10 protein-coding genes and 1 pseudogene are annotated in these 16,655 nt (G+C 65.3%); 3 read left to right on the top strand and 8 right to left on the bottom strand.

Features of this window, described 5'->3' with window-relative positions; translation table 11 throughout:
- Positions 1–6: 6 nt before the first annotated feature.
- From phnE to ACTIFJ_RS12305, 3 genes are read right to left on the bottom strand one after another with little or no spacing between them, the layout of a single operon-like run.
- A complete protein-coding gene (gene phnE / locus ACTIFJ_RS12315) occupies positions 7–1,011 on the bottom strand; it encodes a phosphonate ABC transporter, permease protein PhnE (RefSeq protein ID WP_439534406.1) in 1,005 nt (334 codons plus the stop codon).
- 14 nt (positions 1,012–1,025) lie between these two features.
- On the bottom strand, positions 1,026–1,799 hold the full coding sequence (locus ACTIFJ_RS12310) for a phosphonate ABC transporter ATP-binding protein (protein ID WP_439534405.1): 774 nt from the start codon (positions 1,797–1,799) through the stop codon (positions 1,026–1,028).
- Entirely contained in the window at positions 1,796–2,707 is a 912-nt protein-coding gene (locus tag ACTIFJ_RS12305; protein WP_439534404.1) for a phosphate/phosphite/phosphonate ABC transporter substrate-binding protein, read from the bottom strand. The genes ACTIFJ_RS12310 and ACTIFJ_RS12305 overlap by 4 nt, the downstream gene beginning before the upstream one ends.
- A 206-nt stretch (positions 2,708–2,913) precedes the next feature.
- Between ACTIFJ_RS12305 and ACTIFJ_RS12300 the strand changes: the two genes are divergently transcribed.
- Positions 2,914–3,672, top strand: a complete 759-nt coding sequence (locus ACTIFJ_RS12300) for an HAD-IIA family hydrolase (RefSeq protein WP_439534403.1) — start codon at positions 2,914–2,916, stop codon at positions 3,670–3,672.
- Here the strand turns inward: ACTIFJ_RS12300 and ACTIFJ_RS12295 are convergent.
- Positions 3,659–4,534, bottom strand: coding sequence for a MurR/RpiR family transcriptional regulator (locus ACTIFJ_RS12295; protein ID WP_439534402.1), 876 nt, complete (start codon positions 4,532–4,534; stop codon positions 3,659–3,661). The two genes, ACTIFJ_RS12300 and ACTIFJ_RS12295, sit on opposite strands and share 14 nt — an antisense overlap.
- Before the next feature lie 244 nt (positions 4,535–4,778).
- Between ACTIFJ_RS12295 and ACTIFJ_RS12290 the strand changes: the two genes are divergently transcribed.
- Complete coding sequence (locus ACTIFJ_RS12290) at positions 4,779–7,667, top strand: TonB-dependent receptor plug domain-containing protein (protein ID WP_439534401.1); 2,889 nt, start codon at positions 4,779–4,781, stop codon at positions 7,665–7,667.
- A 20-nt stretch (positions 7,668–7,687) separates the two neighbouring features.
- Positions 7,688–9,784 (top strand): phosphocholine-specific phospholipase C, encoded by a 2,097-nt coding sequence (locus ACTIFJ_RS12285; RefSeq protein WP_439534400.1) that lies wholly within the window; start codon positions 7,688–7,690, stop codon positions 9,782–9,784.
- Positions 9,785–9,791: 7 nt separating this feature from the next.
- Here the strand turns inward: ACTIFJ_RS12285 and treY are convergent, their stop codons facing one another.
- The 4 genes and pseudogenes from treY to ACTIFJ_RS12265 all read right to left on the bottom strand — a co-directional run.
- The gene (gene treY, locus ACTIFJ_RS12280; RefSeq protein WP_439534399.1) at positions 9,792–12,224 is read right to left on the bottom strand and encodes a malto-oligosyltrehalose synthase; all 2,433 of its coding nucleotides are present in this window, start codon (positions 12,222–12,224) and stop codon (positions 9,792–9,794) included.
- Positions 12,221–14,230, bottom strand: a complete 2,010-nt coding sequence (gene malQ / locus ACTIFJ_RS12275; RefSeq protein ID WP_439534398.1) for a 4-alpha-glucanotransferase — start codon at positions 14,228–14,230, stop codon at positions 12,221–12,223. The genes treY and malQ overlap by 4 nt, the downstream gene beginning before the upstream one ends.
- The gene (treZ, locus tag ACTIFJ_RS12270; protein WP_439534397.1) at positions 14,227–15,939 is read right to left on the bottom strand and encodes a malto-oligosyltrehalose trehalohydrolase; all 1,713 of its coding nucleotides are present in this window, start codon (positions 15,937–15,939) and stop codon (positions 14,227–14,229) included. The genes malQ and treZ overlap by 4 nt, the downstream gene beginning before the upstream one ends.
- A pseudogene (locus ACTIFJ_RS12265) lies at positions 15,936–16,655 on the bottom strand (glycogen debranching protein GlgX); the annotation flags it as partial. The pseudogene ACTIFJ_RS12265 and the gene treZ, both read right to left, overlap by 4 nt.

Genomic DNA, 16,655 nt, shown 5'->3' with positions numbered 1-16,655 from the left:
TGGTCATCATATCAGGCGGCGACGCAGCCAGGCCGCAAGCTGGTCGAGCGCGAAGACGAGGACGAAGATGGCGATCAGGATGGTGCCGACATGGGCATATTGGTAGAGATCATAGCGGCCCTTCAGTTCCATGCCGATGCCGCCGGCGCCGACCAGGCCGATGACGGTGGCCATCCGCACGTTGCGATCGAGAATGTAGAGCGTGTAAGCGACATATTGCGGCAGAACCTGCGGCAGTATGGCGTAGCAGAACAGCTTCAGCCGGTTGGCACCGACGGCGGTGAGCGCTTCCTGCGCGCCGCGATCGGCGTTCTCGATGTCTTCCGCATAGAATTTGCCGAGGAAACCGGCGGCATACAGCGCCAGCGCGAAAATGCCCGCCACGGGGCCGAAACCATAGGCGAGCACGAAGAACAGCGCGCTGATCAGTTCGGGAATGGAGCGCAGCAGGCTGACGATGCTGCGGCTCGCGACAATCAGCAGGGGGTGTGGCGAGAGGTTGCGGGCACCGAGGAAGGCAAGCGGGGCGCCGATCAGTACGGCAATCAGTGTGCCCCAGAGCGCGATCTCGAGCGTCTCGATGAGCTTGGCGACGACCTGGCGCAGATAGCCCAAGGGTTCGATGAGCAGCTCGCGCTGCACGGGCCTTGCGACCATGCGCATGGTTTCGGGGTCCAGCGACTGGACCATGATCGTCTGGCTTTCGACGCGGGCGAACAGGGGCAGCCGGTCGCGATCGAATCCCGCAATTCGCGAAGTCTCGGTGACTTCGGCCAGTTGCGGCGGAAACATCCGGGTGAGAATCGTGCCGAAACCGCGCGCCACCTGCGACTCCCCGGGGAGGCCGACGGCCACGGCAACGCCCTTGCCGGATTCAACAACCGCCCTGCCCATCCCGACATCGGCGCCGGTGCGAAGCACGACCATCAGGGCAATGACGATGACCAGCAGGGTCCGCCAGCCGAACAGCGTTGGAAAGCGCCAACTTCCGGCCGCGGGGCCAGGCGCCATCTTGTCCATAACGGTCATGCGTGCATGACTTGCGGAGACGAACATGGTTCGGACCGGACCAGGTCGTAGATCTGCCCGAGGCCACTGCTGGCGAGGGCCTTGGGCGGGCCGTCGAACACCACCCGCCCTTCCCTCAATGCCAGGATGCGGTCAGCGAAGCGCATGGCCAGATCGATCTGATGAAGGCTGCACAGCACGGTGGCGCCGCGTTGCTTCGCCTCACGCCGGATCAGCGCCATGATTTCCAGGCTGGTCTGGGGGTCGAGGCTGGCGACCGGCTCGTCCGCCAGCACATAATCGGGCTCAAGCATGAAGGCTCTGGCGATGCCGACGCGCTGCTGCTGGCCGCCCGAAAGCGAAGCGACGCGGCGTTGCAGATGCGCCTCGCCGAGCCCGACGTCGGCGATCAGCGCGCAGGCTTTCTGGCGCAAGGTCCTGGGAAACAGACCGAGCAGCGCGCGGCCGGTCGATACCGCCGGAAGCGCGCCGGCGATGACATTGGTTGCGACGCTGGCCCGCGGCACGAGGTTGAATGATTGATGGATCATCCCGATGCGTGGACGGAGGCGACGCAGCGTGGCCGCAGCGACCTCGACGCCGCCTACGGTCACTTTGCCGCTGCCTGGTGTGGCAAGGCCGTTCACGCAGCGGAGAAGCGTGGACTTGCCGGCGCCCGAGCGCCCGAGGATGACGCAGAACTGCCCCGCCGGCACCTCAAAGCTGACGTCCGCCAGCGCGACCGTGCCGTCCGGGAAGCGCTTGCCGACATGGTCGAACACCAGGCTCATCGCTCGGATGCCTTGCGGAGAATGTCGGCTTTCAAGCCATCGTCCAGCTTCGCCATGACGGCGCCGGCCACCTCGAACTGGGCGGATGCATAGCCCGTGTCATAGCGGTCGATCTTCTTGCCGCCATAGCCGCGGATCATGTCCGGGGTGACGCCTGGTGCCTTGTCCACCGTGGAGAAGGCGTCGCGCAGTTTCGCCTTGAGCGCGGCATCGAGCCGGCTGCTCATGATCAGGGGCGGATAGGGGATGGGCGGGCTCTTGGCGACGATGCGGATCTTCGCCGGATCGACCGCATGTTCGGCAACGGCCTTGTCGAAGCTGTCGAACGACAGGGCCGCGGCATCGGCCTGGCCATGGACGAGCGCGGCCAGGCTTTCGGCATGACTGCCCGTCATGCGGATGGCCGCCAGATCGTGGACCGGATCCAGCCCGGAATCGACGATCATCGCCATCGGATAGACAAAGGACGAGGTGGAATTGACGTCGCCGAAGGCCACGCGGCGATGTTCGAGGTCGGCGATGGTGCGGATCGGCGAGACGGCGGTGGTGAAGATGCCCGCATAATAGGTGGACTGGTTGTTTTCCACACCGACGGCGAGGAATTCGGCGCAGCCCCGTTCTCGCGCCTGCATATAGGTGACGGGTCCGACAAAGGCGATGTCGGCACCGCCGTTGCACAGGGCCTCGACAACCACGGCATAGGATTGGCCGACCTTGATGTCGAAATCGAGCCCGGTCATGCGCGAGACTGCCTGGAAGATCGGCTGATAGTCCGCCTTGGTGCCATCCTCGGTGCCGCCATCAGCGGGAATCAGGATGACCCGCAGGGTTTCGCGTGCAGGCGTTTCGACCTGCGAGCAGGCAGGCGACATCAGCAGAAGTGCCGCCACACCCCAAAGCAATCGCATGATCGACTCCTGCCGCAGCGACGGCTCGAATCCGCCATTGGAACCGTCGCATAGGGCAGCGATGTGACATATTCGTGAAACAATCTGCATTTGCAAAATCGAATAATTGAGATTATCGCATATCTCTCATGAGCCTTGATCCGAGCCGCGCGATGCGCGCAGCCCTTCTGAACGACCATCATGACACGCGATCGTCAGCCGGACGCATGGCCTGCGATGAGGGTCCGATCAGGCTGGGCGACCATTTCATTCTCGACCTCGACGGCACATTGCTGCGGGGCGGTCATGCGACCGAAGGCGCGCACGCCTTCCTGCGCGCCATCGAGGGTCGTTTCGTGCTGCTTTCGAACAATTCGAGCGAAACCAGCCGTTCGCTCAGCGGAAAACTGCGCCGGGTCGGTTTCTCCATTCCGGCCGAGCGCATCATCCTAGCGGGGGAAGAGACGATCGGCTTTGTCGCGCGCCAGTATCCGGGCGCACGCTGCCTGATCGCCGCCTCGGAAGTGCTGCGACGCTGTGCGCGAATCCATGGGCTGGTGCCGGTGAGCGAAAACGCCGATGTCGTGGTCCTGGGACGTGATACCCGGTGGACCTATGCCCGGCTGACGCTGATCGCCAATGAGGTGCGCCGCGGCGCGGTGCTGGTCGCCGCCAATCCGGACCTTACCCATCCGGGGAATGATGGCCTGGTCGTGCCGGAGACGGGGTCGTTGCTTGCGGCCGTCGAGGCGGCGGCGAGCGTTGCCGCGCGGCATGTGATCGGCAAGCCTTCTCCGACGCTCTTTGTTGCTGCCCTCGAGCGGCTTGGATCGACGCGCGGCGACACGATCGTGATCGGCGACAATCCGCTGACCGACCGGGTCGGTGCCAGCGCCCTGGGGTTGCGCTCGCTGATCGTCCACGCCGATCGCCACGGCGGGCATCCCAATCTGGCCGACCTGTGTGGCCGGCTCAATAACGCTTGAGTGATAATATCTCGAACGAGCGCCGCAGCACCTCGCTGGACGTCTCATGGTCCTCCAGCGCGATGCAGGCGATCAGCGCATCGAGGATCGCGAGCTGGCCGATCCGGCTGGTCATCGCCTCGGTGCGAAAATTGGTCTCGCGCGCCACGGTGAACAGCACGATGTCGGCATAGGCCAGGATCGGCGACTTGCCGTAGTTGGTGACGACGATTGTCCGCGCTCCGGCTTCGCGCGCGAGTCGTGTGGCTGTGAGCGTCTCCTGGCTCGATCCTGAATGCGAGATGGTTAGGGTGGCGACATCCGGCCCAGTGAGGCTGGCGCCGATCGCCTGGATATGGCTGTCAACCAGCACCCTGGCCTGAACCCCGATCCGCATCAGCCGATAGCCGGCGTCCTCGGCGACCGAGGCCGCAGAGCCGATGCCGTAGACCTCGACGCGGCGGGCGGTGCGAATCGCCTCCGCCGCCTTTACCAGGGCTGGAATGTCGAGGCTGGCGCGGGTGTCCTGCAGGGCCTGGATGTGGCTGGCGAAGACCTTGCGGACCACGGTGTCGGCGTGATCGCCAGGCTCCAGATCCTCGTGGATGAACTGGACCGGGGCCACCAGATCCTGTGCGAGCGCGATCTTGAGCTGCTGGAAGCCGGTGTAGCCGAGGGTTTTGGCAAGGCCAACGACGCTGCCTTCCGACGAGCCGGTCTTTTCCGCCAGCTCGGTCACCGACATGTGGACGACCTCGCCGACATTATCGAGCACGAACTGTGCGATTCGCCGGCTGGTCGCCGGCAGGCTCGCCGCCATGCTCTGAAGCCGGGCGGCTGCCGGCTGAATAAATTGTCCGTTGGTTCGGGGCGGTCTGGACATGCCGCCGGGATAGCCCGGCCCATGACGGCCGGGAAGCAAATTCAGGGCCATCGGCTGCGATAATCGCCAGAAACGTCATTGGCGGAGCGAACCAGGCGCGAAGCGAGATATGCATGTCTCAGTTCTAGACGACATATTTTGAGAGTAGTTCATTTGCCTGTCATAATCCCTGCCTATGGACTGCCTCGGATCAACCGGACCTGCTGGGCTCCAGCCAGCGTTCCGTCACCAAGGGGCAAAGGGAATGAGCGCTTATAAACTGTCGCTGCTTGCCGGGCTGGCAAGCTCGGTGTTGGCGATTTCGACGGCGCAGGCACAGGGACTTCCGTCGTCAAGTGCAGCAAGCGCGAGCGGTGAACTGGATGATGCCGGCGCTATCATCGTCACCGGCTCCCGGGTTCCGCGGCGCGAGCTCGAATCGGCGATGCCGGTGAGCGTGATGGAATTCGAGGAAATGTCGACCCTCGGTCGTCTCAATGCCTATGATGCATTGCGGCTTGTCCCTGCCCTTTCGCCCGGAACCGGTGCCTATGAATCGGGACGCTCGGACAGCCAGGCCGGCGCCGCCTATCTTAACCTGCGCAATCTGGGCACCAATCGGACGCTGGTGCTCGTCGATGGCCAGCGGCAGGTGTCCGGCACGGTGACCGCATCGCAGGTCGACATCAACATGATCCCGGCGGGGATGATCGACCGGATCGAGGTCGTCACCGGCGGCGCCGCCGCCATCTATGGCGCCGACGCGGTGACCGGGGCGGTCAACATCATTACCAAGAAGAATTTCGAGGGCTTCCGGATCACCGCGCAACAGGGCCTTTCCCAGCGCGGAGATGCGCCGGAAACCAATGTGTCGGTGCTGGCCGGCGGCAAATTTGCCGACGGCCGGGGATCCGTCACCATCGGTGCCACCTATCTCAAGACCGGCAATGTGTTGTATTCCGATCGCGAACAAACATTCAACCATCTGTCATTCTGGCCCAATCCGGCAAACACCGGACCCAAGGACGGCATTCCCGACAATGTCAGCTACAATCGTTTCTACCTTCCATACAATTCCGATGTCCCGGCCTTGTATATTCCGAACAACGATACTTTTTATACTTATTACCAGGGACAGTTGCAGCCGCTTCTCGGGGAGCAGAAGCTCAGCACGGGTGAATTCGCGCGCGTCAACGGCATCAACAATCCCGATGTCATCAGAAGCTATGAATATTATTATCCAATGCGGCTTGGCCAGCGAACGATCGCGGGAATGGCCAATTTCAGTTATGAACTCACCGACGGGATCACCTTCGGCGCACGGTTTGCCTATGGGCGTACGCAGCCAAATGGCCAGATTTCCCTTTATCGCGAAGATTCCCGGACGCTTTTCGCGGCGCCCTTCGGCGGCGCGGTGGCCCGCATCGACAACCCTTACATGCCGGACAGCGTCCGGGCGCTGCTGACCAGCTTCGGCCGGACCCAGGCCAACATCTCGCGCTACTATGAAAACTGGCCGAAGATCGAGGTCCAGGAAGATCGTCAGACGCTGACCACGTCCCAACAACTGAGCGGACGGATTTTCGACTCGGTCAACTGGCAGGTCTATTATCAATATGGCCGTACCACCCAGGATATGACCGTGCCCAATGTCCCGCGGACATCGCGCTGGGTGGCGGCGCGTGATGTCATTGCCGATCCGGTCACCGGCGTGCCGGTCTGTCGTGATGCGACGGCGCGCGCGGCGGGTTGCGTGCCGTACAATATCTTCAGCAACGATCCGATGACCCAGGCGCAGCAGGACTATATCCTCACCACCGTTCGCGGCCGAAGTGAAATCACCCAGAATCTGTTCGGGGCCGATCTGAACGGTACGCTGTTCCGGCTGCCGGCGGGTGACGTTTCCTTCGCCGCCGGCGTGGGTCGTCGCACCGAGACCGCCAAGATGACCGGCGATCCGTTGACGCTGAGCGGCGACGCCCGGCCGGGCGGCTTCGAAGGCGTGGTGCCGAGCACCAACGCGCAGGGTTCGCTTGGCGTGACCGAAGCGTATGGCGAACTTGTCGTGCCGATCCTGCGCGACACGCCTTTCTTCCAGCGGCTCGAGGTCGAGGGCGCCTATCGCTATTCCAGCTATCGGGACCTCGGCGACACGCACACATGGAAAGCCGGTGCAATGTGGGAGCCGGTGGACGGGATGACGATCCGCGGCACACGGTCCCGCAGTGTGCGCGTGCCCAATTTTGGCGAGCTGTTCTCGCCAGTCAACATCGGCATCACCGGCTCGATCAGCGACCCCTGCCTGTTCGTGAACTATAATGCCACCGCCACGCGCGCCGCCAATTGCGCGGCGACGGGCGCCCCGACGCCGCTGGCCAATTATTCGGACAATGTGATCGTGCAGAGCGGCGGCAATCCGGACCTGACCCCCGAAATATCGAACAGCTATACGATCGGTGTGGCCCTCCAGCCCCGCTTCATCCAGGGCCTAGGCATCACGATTGACTATTGGAACATCCAGATCAAGGACGTCATCACGACGTTCCCGCTTCTGCAGATGCTGAATTATTGTGTCGATCTGCCGAGCACGGATAATCCCTTCTGTCCATATGTTCAGCGCGGCCCTGACGGCAAGGTCACCTTCGTCTCGACGCAGAATGTGAACGCAGCCAGCCTGTCGGTTCAAGGTATCGATATCGGGCTGAAGTACCAGCTGCCGCTCGGTAGCGGTCAGCTCAACTTCGCGTTCAACGGCAGCTATCTGATCCAGCGCCAGATCGAGGCGGTTCCCGGCGAGCCGGCTTCCATCATCAAATATGCCGGCGGTTTCACCGATCCCCGTTTTCGCGGCTATTTGCTGACCAGCTTCGACACCGAAGACTATACCGTCTCACTCGGCACCCAGTTCATTAGCGCGGCCAAGGTCGATCCGAACGTGTCCGAGGAATTCTACGACGACAACGACATCCCGGCGATGGTGTACAACGATATTCAGCTGACCCGCCGCTTCGCCAATCGACTGGAGATTGGTGCCGGCATCAAGAATCTGCTCGACACCAAGCCGCCCTACAATCCCCGGACCTATGCCGGTGGCGGCGGCCGTTACGATCCGATCGGGCGTGCCTTCTTCGTGCGCGCCGCGTTCAACTTCTGATTGCAGAAAGGTCCTTTGCGATGGCGAACCACAGGCGCGATTTTCTGAAGGCGGTCGGCGCGTTTGGCGCCGCCGCCGCACTGCCGGCGAGCATCGACCGGGCGTTCGCCGTGCCGGCGCGGCGCGTGACCGGCACGATCAAGGATGTGAAGCATATCGTCATCATGATGCAGGAGAACCGCTCCTTCGATCATTATTTCGGGACGATGAAGGGCGTGCGTGGGTTCGGCGATCGCCATACCGTGCCGCTGCCCGACGGTCGCTCGATCTGGCAGCAGCATAATGGCGCGCGGGTGCGTCCGCCCTTCTGGCTCGATACCGCCAAGACCAGCGCAATGCGCGTGCCCGACACGCCACATACCTATCCCGACACCCAGGCGGCGTGGAGCCAGGGCCGCTCCGGCGCCTGGCCCAAATTCAAGTCCGATTACTCGATGGGCTTCTACCGGCGATCGGACATCCCTTTCCAGTTCGCGCTCGCCGAAGCCTTCACGGTCTGCGATGCCTACCATTGCTCGCTGATGACCTGCACGGATCCCAACCGCATCGTCTTCTGGTCCGGCTCCAATTTCGATCCGGCCTTACGGGCCCGCGGGGTCAATTGCACGGAGGCCAACGCCGAAATCTACAACGTGCGCTGCCATGTCAAAGGCGCGATGCCCGATCCCGGCTATAGCTATGACGGCAGCGCCTTCGAATGGGAGTCGATCCCCGAAGTGCTGGAGAAGAGCGGGATCGACTGGCGCATCTATCAGGATCCGAACGACAATTGCTCGGGCCTGTTCCATGGTGGCCTAGCCTTCAAAGGCTTCCGCGACTGCAAGCCGGGTGACGCGCTCTACGAACGCGGCATGCGGCACTGGTCGCTCGATCATCTCGCGCGGGACGTCCGCGAGGGGACGCTTCCGGCCGTTTCCTGGATCCTGCCGCCGGCCGATTGGTCCGAGCATCCCTCGGCGTCGACCCCCATCGAGGGTGCCGAATATACCGCGCGCGTGCTCGATGCCCTGACGGCCAATCCGGATGTCTGGGCGAGCACAGTGTTCTTCCTCACCTTCGACGAAAATGACGGCTTCTTCGATCATGTGCCGCCGCCGGCTCCGCCCTCTTTCAACAAGGACGGCACGCTCGCCGGCAAGGCGACCTTCGATCTGGCGGGCGAATATTATGACGGCAGCGACGGCAAATGGACGCTGCCTGAAGATGATGTGACCGGGAACATCCGTCCCTGGGGCCTGGGGCCGCGCGTGCCGATGGTGGTGGTCTCGCCGTGGAGCAAGGGTGGCTGGGTCAACTCCGAGACATTCGATCACACCGGCATCGGGCGCTTCCTCGAAAAGCGGTTCGACATTTCCGTTCCCGCGATCAGCCCGTGGCATCGCAAGATGTGCGGCGACCTGACGTCCTGCTTCGATTTCAGCATGAATGCAGACCGTGATTTCCCCCGATTGCCCGATGCCAGCGGCTCGCGAGCCGCGCTTGCTGAACAGATGCGGCATTTTCCGATCATCCCTCATTTCCAGTCGAAGGGATTGCTGGTTCAGGAAGAGGGTCTGCGCTTTTCCCGCGCCTTGCCGTACAAGCTCCATGTCGATGCGCGGATGCGGCAAGAGGCGGTGACACTTGGTTTTGTGAACGAAGGCACGGTCGGCGCGACCTTCCATGTCTATGACAGGCACCATCTCGACCGAATTCCCCGCCGCTATTGTGTCGACGCCGGCAAGACGCTGGAGGACCAATGGGCCATCGACGACAAGGGCTTCGATCTGCTTGTCTTGGGGCCCAACGGCTTCATGCGATCATTTAGCGCTCCGGCCGGGACGCCGGTACCGGCGCTGGTCGCGCGCTACGCCGCACGCCACAAGCAGCTCGATCTCGCCATCGACCATGCTGGGCCGGCGCCTGTCGACATCGTCATCGAGCAGGATCTTTACGCCGGGAACGAGCCGCAGCGCATCGCGCTAGCCGCCGGGTCGAAGGCGAAGGCACGCTGGTCGGCCGAGAAGAGCCATGGCTGGTATGACTTCGCCGTGAAAGCCGGGGATTTCGAGATGCGCCTTGCCGGGCGGATCGAGGATGGAAAACACGGTCTCAGCGATCCGCTGATGCATGTTTAGGGTGGTATCAAAACACCCTGATCCGAGCGGGGGAGGGGCTTAGCCACACCGGTGACCGAGCGAACAGGTCGGCGGCAGGGACCATCTTCCCGCCGACCGACAGGCTGGTATCGCCCCACCATGACGGTGGCGGCACGGGGGCGGCGGTGCCGATGACCGGCGCGGCGCAACGCAGCGCCACCGCGCAGATCAGGCGCGATGGTCGGTGGTGCCGCTCGAAGGCCAGTATGTGGCGTGCCCGCGCTCCGGTGGCGGTGATCGGCGTATAGCCGCCTTCGGCGAACAGCGCCGGATCGGCGCGGCGCATCGCGAGCAGGTTGCGGATGAGCGCGAATTTGTCGGTTGCGTCGCCGTTGAGCATCGCTCGCCGGCGGTCATAGTCGACGGGCCGGCGGTTGTCGGGATCGACCAGGCTCAGATCGAGCCATTCTGCGCCTTGGTAGATGTCCGGGACGCCGGGGACGGTGAAGTGGAGCGCCGTCTGGACCAAGGTGTTGGCGTCGGCTGCTGGTCGCGTGAATGCGACCAGTTTTGCCATGGCGGCCGGAAATCCGGTGTGCGGATCGAGCAGGCGGTCGACCAGTGCCCGCGCGCGCGCTTCATAATCCTGATCGGGCGCTTCCCATGACGAGCGCAGCTTGGCTTCGCGTAGCGCCTTTTCCTGCCAGCCCTTGACCCGCTGGGCGAAGGTGGCGAGGCCGGTTCCGTCGGTGGCGGCAAGCCCGTCGGGCCAGGCCCCGAACAAGGTCTGGTAGAGCATGTAGCGGTCGGCCGAGTCGATGCTGTCGTCGGCGATCATCTGCTCCCATGCTGCGACATGGTCGCGCCAGACATCGGGGATTTCGCTCAGCACGGCGAGGCGGGCGCGGACATCCTCGCCGCGCTTGTGATCGTGGGTGGCGGTGGCCAGCATGGCGCCGGGGAAATCCCTGGCGCGGGTCGCGGCGGCGGCATGGAATGCCTCGATCGGCATCGAGAAGCACGCGGCGTCGAAGCCGACATCGTTGCGCGAGAGCAGCCGGCCGTAGCGGTAGAAAGCCGTGTCCTCGACCGCCTTGGCGGCGATCGGCGCCGACAATTGCTGGAAGCGGCGGACGGCGTCGGCGACCTGCGTCGCGTCCCCCGGCCCGGTGCCGGCCAGCCAGCCAAGCAGCGCATCGATCACCGGGGCTTCCCCCGGCGGCACGAAGCGCGCGACGCGGCGACGGGCCTCGGCGCGGATCGCCGCGTCACTCACGGGCGCATCGCTGCCGGTGCCATAGGTGCGGTAGACAGGGAACACCCACAGCAGCCGCTCGATGGCGCGGCGGACCATACCCGATGTGAACCCCAGCGGTTCGGCAAGTGGCGCGAAGGCCGAAACGCAGCCTGAGAGCTGGCCCTCGAAATGCCATGACAGCATGTCCTGGCGCGCCTGCAATTCCTCGGGGGCGAACGCCGCGCTTCTCCCGCTGATGGTTTCCCACAGCGTGCCGAGCGGGTCTTCGCCCTCGGGGGCGTGGAGAAGGGCGGCGACTTCTTCCATGAAGTCGTAGCCGCTGGTGCCGTCGATACCCCAATCGGTCGCCAGCGGCTCACCGGGGCCCAGGATCTTTTCGACCACGATATAAGCGGGGCCGGCCGGGGCGTCCGCCGGTCGTTCGATCGCGTCGAGCCGGGCGCGCAGCTGCCGGCAATAGCGGGCCGGGTCGGTGAGGCCGTCGACATGATCGACGCGCACGCCGTCGATCAGGCCCTCGGCATGGAGCCGGAAATAAAGCTTGTGGACGGCCTCGAATACCCGGCGGTCTTCGATCCGTACGCCGGCGAGATCGTTGATCGTGAAGAAGCGGCGCCAGTTGAGCTCGTCATTGGCGACGCGCCACGAGGCGAGGCGGTAATGCTGGCGATCGAGCAGGGCGGCGATGTCTGTCGACGCATTGAGCCCGGGCTGATCCTCGGGGCGGAGCGGCAGGCGGCGCTCACCATAGGCGGATACAAACCATTGGTCGCCATCGCGCTCGAGGCTGATGTCGCCCTGGGCCAGTGCGGTCGGCAGCGGGGCACCCAGGATCGGCAGTACCAGCTTCTGGTGCCAGTCGATGTCGAACACCCCTGCGTGCTCGCTGTCCGGCCCGCGAGCGAGCACGTCGTTCCACCAGCCATTGCCGCCGCCGGCGACGCCCATGTGATTGGGCACGATGTCGATGATGATCCCCAGCCCGTGCGCCCGTAGTGCCGCGACCAGGCTGCGAAAGGCGGCCTCGCCGCCCAGTTCGGGATTGATCCGCGTCGGGTCGACGACGTCATAGCCATGGGTCGATCCCGATCGGGCGGTGGTGATGGGGGAGGCATAGAGGTGGCTGACGCCCAGATCGGCGAGATAGGGGACCAGCGCCTCCGCATCGGCGAATGTGAAGTCCTTGTGGAACTGGAAGCGGTAGGTGGCGCGCGGGATCATGGGTTTCTTTGCGTGTTCAAGGCGGCGAGCCGCGCGGTGACGGCGGGGCGGTCGAGCAATGTGTCGGTCGCTGCCGGCATGCGGCGGCGCCAATTGGGGTGCTCGTCCATGGTGCCGGGCAGATTGGGTTGCTCGACGACGCCGACGACGTCCTCCATCGGCACGATCGCCAGAGCCGAGGGCGTGCGGCCGATGAAGGCCAGGGCTGCATCGACGACGGGACCGGCATTGTCGGTGGCGGGCTGCGGCCCGTGCGCGTCGCCCGACGCGATGAGGGTCTGCCACAGTGCGGTGCGTTCGTCGGCGCGCGCGGCGCGGTCGGCGGCTTCATCGGCGGCGCGCGAGGTGCGGCCGAGCTGCCATTGCCAGTCGATATCGCGTCCCTGCCACCAGCCGGCGACGGTGGGCAGGTCATGGGTGCCGGTCATCGCCACCGCGTGCCGCGAATAGGCAGGGGCGGGCAGGAAGCCGGCCTGCTTGTCGCGCTCGAACCACAGGACCCGCATGCCCAGCATCGCCTTGTCGTCCATGGCCGGGCGGAACCCCGGGGGCACCGTGCCGAGATCCTCGCCGATCACCACGGCGCGGGCGCGATGCGATTCGAGCGCGATCAGCCGGAACAGATCGTCCATCGGCATTGTCAGATAGGCGCCCTCGGCCGAGGAGGCGCCGTCGGGCACCACCCAGAGCCGGCGCAGTCCCAGCGCATGGTCGATGCGGATGCCGCCGGCATGGTCGAGCGCAGCGCGCAGGGTGGCGATGAACGGGGCGAAGCCGGTGCGCTGCAGGGCCAGCGGCGAGAAGCCGGTGATGCCCCAGCTCTGTCCGTCGGGGCCAAGCAGATCGGGGGGCGCGCCAATCGACAGCCCGGTCAGCAGGTCGTCGGGGCGGCTCCAGGCGTGGCTGCCGCCGGCGTCCATGCCCACCGCCAGATCGGCGATCAGCCCGAGCGCCATGCCGGCATCGATGGCTGCGCGCTGGGCGGCGTCGAGGCTGCATTTGGCCAGCCATTGCAGGAACAGATAAAAGCCGACCTCTTCGGCATGGTCGGCGGCAAACTGCGCGACGGCCGCGCTGTGGGGGTCGTGATAGGCGGCTGGCCAGTCCTGCCAGCCGCACGCGCCCGACTGTGTGAAAAAATGGGCGTGCAGCGCGTCGAAGCGTGCATGGCGTTTGAGATCATCGCCGCCGATCGCCGCATGGGCGGCGACCTCGTGGTGGACGGCTTCCGACCGATGGTCATAGGTGTGGCGCAGCGCTGCCAGTCGCGCCGGGATCGCATGCTCCCAGTCGATGAGGTCCGCCGCGGGCGCCGGGGCAGGCGTGCCGCCGGCCAGGGCTGGGTCGGCATAGAGGATGTTCAGGAACAGGCGTGTCGAGGGCGCATAGGGGCTGAACCGGCTGGCATCGGCGGGGAACAGCGCATGCACCGGGCTGATGGCGATTGCGTCGGCGCCGCGCTTGGCGAAGGCGCGGGCGGTGTGCGCCAGGGTCCCGAAGTCGCCGAAGGCGCTGGCGCTGTCGTCGCGAAGCGCGCCGATCTGCACCGCTGGGCCCCATAGCCGCCGATCGCCGACGGCATCCTCGACCGAAAAACAACGCGGCGGCGCAATCGCGATGCTGATCTCGCGGGCGCCAAGCTTCAGGTGATGATAGCCGATGGTGTCGATCGCGGGGACGCGCAGTCCGGTATCGATTGCCTCGACGACGATGACGCGGTGGCTGCCGTCTTCGAGGAGCAGCTCGGCCGGCCCCGGATCGCCGCAGGCCGATGGCAGCATCAGCGCCTCGCCCGCCACGGCCGACACGAAGCCGCAGGCGATGTCCCGGTCATGGGCGATCCGTGCCATGCTGTCGGCAATCGTTGCGGGACTGTCGGCGGCATAGCCCAGCGCCTTGAGGATGGCGGCCAGCGAGCGATCGGACACGCGCTGCGCCGCGCCGAGCGCGTCTTCCCAGTCGATCTGCAATCCCGCGGCTTCGGCCAGCCTGTGCAGCGTGCTCATCGTTCGATCCACGCGCGGAAACTGCCGGGAGCGCCGGCTTCGCCCCGCGCGAACAGCGGGTCGGCGATCTCTGGAAAGGCCACGCTGTCGTCGGCCAGATTGATCGCGAGCGTCAGCCTCGCGCCGTCCCCCATCCGCCAGCGTGCGACCACCGCGCCATCGCCGATCGCCTCAGCCCTGATCGCGCGCGCACCCATGAGGCGCGGAACGATCGCCTCGTGTCGCAACGCCAGCAACTGGGCATGGAGCGCCCGCCATGCACCGGCCTCCGGCCCCGGCGCCGGCCGCGACTGCACGAACGTGGCCTCGGCATTGGGATCGGGGATCCGCTCGCGCGCGGCCGGATCGGCGAATGCCGGGAATTTGGCGAATTCCTTGCGCCGTCCTTCACGGACGGCGTCGGCGAGGTCGTCATGAAAGTCGGTGAAGAACAGGAAGGGCGATTGGCTGCCGTCCTCGTCTCCCATGAACAGCAGCGGGATCTGCGGCGACAGCAGCAGCAGTGCGGTTGCCGCGCGGAGCTTCGCGGGGTCGGCCAGCAGAGTCAGCCGCTCGCCTATAGCGCGATTGCCGATCTGGTCATGGTTCTGCAGGAACGAGATGAAAGTGGTTGGCGGCAGGTGCGCGCTGGGCTTGCCGCGCGGCGTGCCGCCATGGTTGGGCGATCCCTCGCCCTGGTAGATGAAGCCCTCGGCCAGGCATCGCGCCAGCCGATCTGCGGGGCGCTCGGCAAAATCGGCATAATAGGCGCTGGTCTCGCCGGTCAGCAGCACATGCATCACATTGTGGAAATCGTCGTTCCACTGGGCGTCATAGCGTTCGGGGCTCAGCCGGTCGGAATCATTGCGCTCATTCTCGAGGATCAGATGGAGATGCCGGTCAGGCCCGGTCGCCGCGCGCAGCTCGACGGCCAGCTGGTCGAGAAAATCATCATTGCCGATGGCATGCACGGCGTCGAAACGGAGGCCGTCGAAACCATAGTCGGTCAGCCACATCAGCGCATTCTCGCGGAAGAAGGCGTGGACGGGGGGCTTGTCGACAGCGACCGCGCCGCCCCAGGGCGTATCGATGCCGGCATGGAAGAAGCCGCTGGCATAGGCGCCCAGATAATTTCCGTCGGGGCCGAAATGATTATACACCACGTCGAGGAACATCATCAGCCCCAGGCCATGGGCGTAGTCGACCAGCGCCTTGAGGTCATCGGGGCTGCCATAGCTTTCGGCCGGCGCGAACGGCAGCACGCCGTCATAGCCCCAGTTGCGGTTGCCGCTGAAAGCATTGACCGGCATCAGCTGGATCGCGGTGACGCCGAGTGCCGCCAGTGCCGGCAGCGTTTCGGCGACGCCGGCAAAGCCCCCCAGCGTGCCGACATGCACCTCCTGAATGACCGCTTCCTCCCACGGCCGTCCGCGCCAGCCAGTGTTTTCCCAGCGCCAGGCGCTTGTGTCTTCGACGACACTCCAGCCATGAACGCCCCCTGATTGACGGCGTGAGCCGGGATCCGGAACTGCCAGTTCGGCATCTAGCCGGAAGCGGTAGCGCGAACCGGCCGCAGCCGCTGTTTCGACCTCGAACCATCCGTCCGCCGCGCGGGTCATCGGGGCCGGGCCGGCCCCGTCGCGCTCGAGCGTCACGGCGGCGCGGTCGGGCGCCCAGAGCCGGAAGCGGGCGCGGCCGGGCGCCACCAGCGCTGGCCCCCACACCGTCATTCGGCGGCCAGCTTCCAGGTCAGCAGGGCCGCGCCCTGCGGGCCGACCTCATAGTGGCCGGTGACCTCGGTGACGGGTTGATCGGGCCGGGCGCTGTCGATCATCACCATCCGCGGCCCGTCGGGGGGCGGCAGCCGGAACAGGATCGGTTCGGGCGACGCGTTCAGCAACAGGGTGACGGATTCGATCTCGCCGGTTTCCAACTGCACCGACCGGCGCATGACAAGGGCGCGGCCTTCGGGATTGTCCCAATCCTCCGACGACAATTGCTCGCCGCGCTCGTCCCACCATTCGAGATCGTCGATCCCCCGTCCGGGCGAACCTTCGCCGTAGAGGAAGTTGCCGGCGCGCAGCATCGGGTAGCGCCGTCGCAGCGCGGTCAGCCGTGCGGTGAAGTCGATCAGCGCCTCGCCCTCCGGCGAGCGCGCCAGATCCCAGTGGAGCCAGCTGGTTTCATTGTCCTGGCAATAGGCGTTGTTGTTGCCATTCTGGGTCCGGCCGAACTCATCGCCAGCCACCAGCATCGGCGTGCCGAGCGAGGTCAGCAGCGTGGTCAGCATCGATCGCATCACCCGCGCGCGTGCTTCGTTGATATCGGGATCGTCGGTCGGCCCCTCGGCGCCCCAGTTGCGCGAATAATTCTCCGAATGGCCGTCGCGATTGTCCTCGCCATTGGCTTCGTTATGGCGTTGTTCGTAGGCGACGGTATCGGCCAG

The sequence above is a fragment of the Polymorphobacter sp. genome (assembly GCF_051860865.1).
Taxonomy (GTDB): Bacteria; Pseudomonadota; Alphaproteobacteria; order Sphingomonadales; family Sphingomonadaceae; genus Sandarakinorhabdus.
The sequence above is the reverse complement of the archived record's forward strand: the minus strand, read 5'-3'. Positions and strand labels throughout refer to the sequence as shown.

What these genes read in the sequence shown, in the direction of transcription:
- phnE (WP_439534406.1), bottom strand. Translation starts at nt 1,011, where the DNA reads ATGGCGCCTGGCCCCGCGGCCGGAAGTTGGCGCTTTCCAACGCTGTTC.
- malQ (WP_439534398.1), bottom strand. Translation starts at nt 14,230, where the DNA reads ATGAGCACGCTGCACAGGCTGGCCGAAGCCGCGGGATTGCAGATCGAC.
- ACTIFJ_RS12290 (WP_439534401.1), top strand. Translation starts at nt 4,779, where the DNA reads ATGAGCGCTTATAAACTGTCGCTGCTTGCCGGGCTGGCAAGCTCGGTG.
- ACTIFJ_RS12285 (WP_439534400.1), top strand. Translation starts at nt 7,688, where the DNA reads ATGGCGAACCACAGGCGCGATTTTCTGAAGGCGGTCGGCGCGTTTGGC.
- ACTIFJ_RS12305 (WP_439534404.1), bottom strand. Translation starts at nt 2,707, where the DNA reads ATGCGATTGCTTTGGGGTGTGGCGGCACTTCTGCTGATGTCGCCTGCC.
- ACTIFJ_RS12295 (WP_439534402.1), bottom strand. Translation starts at nt 4,534, where the DNA reads ATGTCCAGACCGCCCCGAACCAACGGACAATTTATTCAGCCGGCAGCC.
- ACTIFJ_RS12310 (WP_439534405.1), bottom strand. Translation starts at nt 1,799, where the DNA reads ATGAGCCTGGTGTTCGACCATGTCGGCAAGCGCTTCCCGGACGGCACG.
- treZ (WP_439534397.1), bottom strand. Translation starts at nt 15,939, where the DNA reads ATGACGGTGTGGGGGCCAGCGCTGGTGGCGCCCGGCCGCGCCCGCTTC.
- treY (WP_439534399.1), bottom strand. Translation starts at nt 12,224, where the DNA reads ATGATCCCGCGCGCCACCTACCGCTTCCAGTTCCACAAGGACTTCACA.
- ACTIFJ_RS12300 (WP_439534403.1), top strand. Translation starts at nt 2,914, where the DNA reads ATGGCCTGCGATGAGGGTCCGATCAGGCTGGGCGACCATTTCATTCTC.